This is a genomic window from Maribacter sp., assembly GCF_049667165.1.
Classification (GTDB): Bacteria; Bacteroidota; Bacteroidia; order Flavobacteriales; family Flavobacteriaceae; genus Maribacter_A.
The window spans coordinates 1-2,014 of the sequence record NZ_JBATHS010000315.1; the positions used below are offsets into that span (position 1 = coordinate 1).

At 41.8% G+C, this 2,014-nt stretch carries 3 protein-coding genes; all 3 read right to left on the bottom strand.

Going from position 1 to position 2,014, the window contains the following annotated elements; genetic code table 11:
• A partial coding sequence (locus WBM98_RS14790) for a hypothetical protein (RefSeq protein ID WP_424366798.1) occupies window positions 1-346 on the bottom strand: 346 nt, incomplete at its 3' end.
• A gap of 263 nt (window positions 347-609) precedes the next feature.
• The gene (locus WBM98_RS14795) at window positions 610-1,491 is read right to left on the bottom strand and encodes a hypothetical protein (RefSeq protein ID WP_424366799.1); all 882 of its coding nucleotides are present in this window, start codon (window positions 1,489-1,491) and stop codon (window positions 610-612) included.
• Between the two features lie 49 nt (window positions 1,492-1,540).
• Window positions 1,541-2,014 (bottom strand): Hsp70 family protein (locus WBM98_RS14800; RefSeq protein WP_424366800.1); only part of this gene is annotated, 474 nt, incomplete at its 5' end.

Below are 2,014 nucleotides of genomic sequence, written 5' to 3' on the forward strand. Positions count from 1 at the left end.
CTACAGAGGCACTTGCGGTTTGCTCATATTCATTGATGGTATCCATGGAAGTGGAAGCACTCTCTTCATACCCCTGGATTTGTTCATATAAGGAATTGATTTCCTGTTCCTTGTCCTGAACGGAACTTACAATTGTCTCGATTTCGTTTTCTTGGGTCTGTATGTTGGAAAGAATATTGCCACTTTCCTCTTCGTATTCCCTCAGTTGGTTCATCCTTTCCTCGGCCTCGGACAACAGTGATTCGATCATCTCGATTGCACTGTCGCGTTCTGCCTGGATCTCTTCGAGCGCCATTTGCGCCTGATCCAAATACCCATTGTCGTTTGTTCCTGTTCCCGTTGCCATACCGTTTAGTTTTTAATTTACCAATTACGTTTAATACTCGGTTATAAATGTATAGGAACACTTTGGAAAGCCTGGTATCTGTGGCTGGCAACAAATGGGAATCAAATTGGAAATAGGTGAAATAGGAAGGGGAAAAGTGAGGCGAAACCAAAAATATCGGGCGTTGGGGCAATTTCCAGGCAAAAGGCGGTATAGGCTAAAATCAAACAAGAAGTTTTGATTTTAGATTTGAATTTCTTGTTTTATATTGAGTTCGCACCGCATCAAACTAACTCCATAAAATCCGATTTACTGGCGTTGGTACGGATCATCCAGCGGTTTTTTTTCTTTTTAAGGATGTAAAAATGGTCCGAAATGTCTTTGTAGCGCTTTACATAGCGTTTTGATGAAGCACACCACCAGCAGAGCAACCAGTATTCCTTTGTGTGCACTTGGGCATAATTGTTCTCGATTTTGCGGACTTCTATTTCTAGAATTTCGTAGGTGGAAGGATTGTAGTTGTTCGAGATTACCTGATTTTTGGCAGCTTTGTTCACTAAGGTATCCATAATCTTATTATAAGCGGGACTATCCTTGATATAGTTTTCCAGTAGATGTTCTTCCATAACTTCTGGTAGGCCGCAATAGGTAAAATGTTCTCGACGGACGGCTTCCTGAACTACGGCCATTACCGCCTCCTCAACATCTATTTCCTCTTTTTTTTCCGTTCGGGCCGTGTCTTTCCGGTGCACAAAATCGTCCCAGTTTTTATACCCCAAAAAGAGGACTAGCTTGTTCAGGGTGTTCACTGTTCTGGGATCGATGGGATAAGAAACTCGATAAGTGTTGGAAACGATTTTTTGTAAGGTCTTTGCCGAGAGCGAGGTGCCCATGGCCATACGCATTTGTGGAGCCAAGTTTTGGTTGAGGTCTTCCCGAATGATCTTGGAAAGCAACTCATAGCAGCTCTTGGTCCATTTCTTTGATTTAAGGATGCTGTTTTTAACGACCTTTTCGGAAGTCCTCAATTCCTCAGCGAGTACCGCAACGTACTGGGCCGTAGGGTTTTTTGGGAATAGGGGTTTCTTTTCTGGACTAGTTTCTTGCACTTTGTTCATGGGAATTGCCATTGCAGCGGATACATTGTTAAAACCTTCTCCTCTCATAGTGTTCTAAATTGTGAAAGTCCGGAATTTGGACTTAAAATAGTACTTTTTACATATCACCAATTCTGTTAATTTGCATACCCTTTATTAGGGAGCGCATTCGGGACATATCGAGGTTTCCCTCGATTTCTATTTCCGCAGATCCATTTTTTTCGTCTTCTCCCGACAATGTATCCATTTCTATTAGCAAAGAGGTATTTATTTCGCGTTCAATGGCATCGTTGGCTAAAAGAGTGACACCTTTAGTGAGCATTTCGCTTGGGTTCAGGTTATGGATCCTTGTTTTTCGCGGATCAAGGTGGTTTTGTAACACTGCCGGAACTATTTGAAGTATTTTTGAATCCCCTGTCAACACAACTTCCCGGATGCCATCCGAACCAATTTGGGCACTTTGCAAGCTACTTTTCAAAAAATCCATCGATCTATCCATATATTTTGATATAATACTGTCCACTTGGGTACGGGTCAAAATAAGCTCTGTAATTGGTTCAGTATTATAATATACGGTTCTGAGGTACAATTC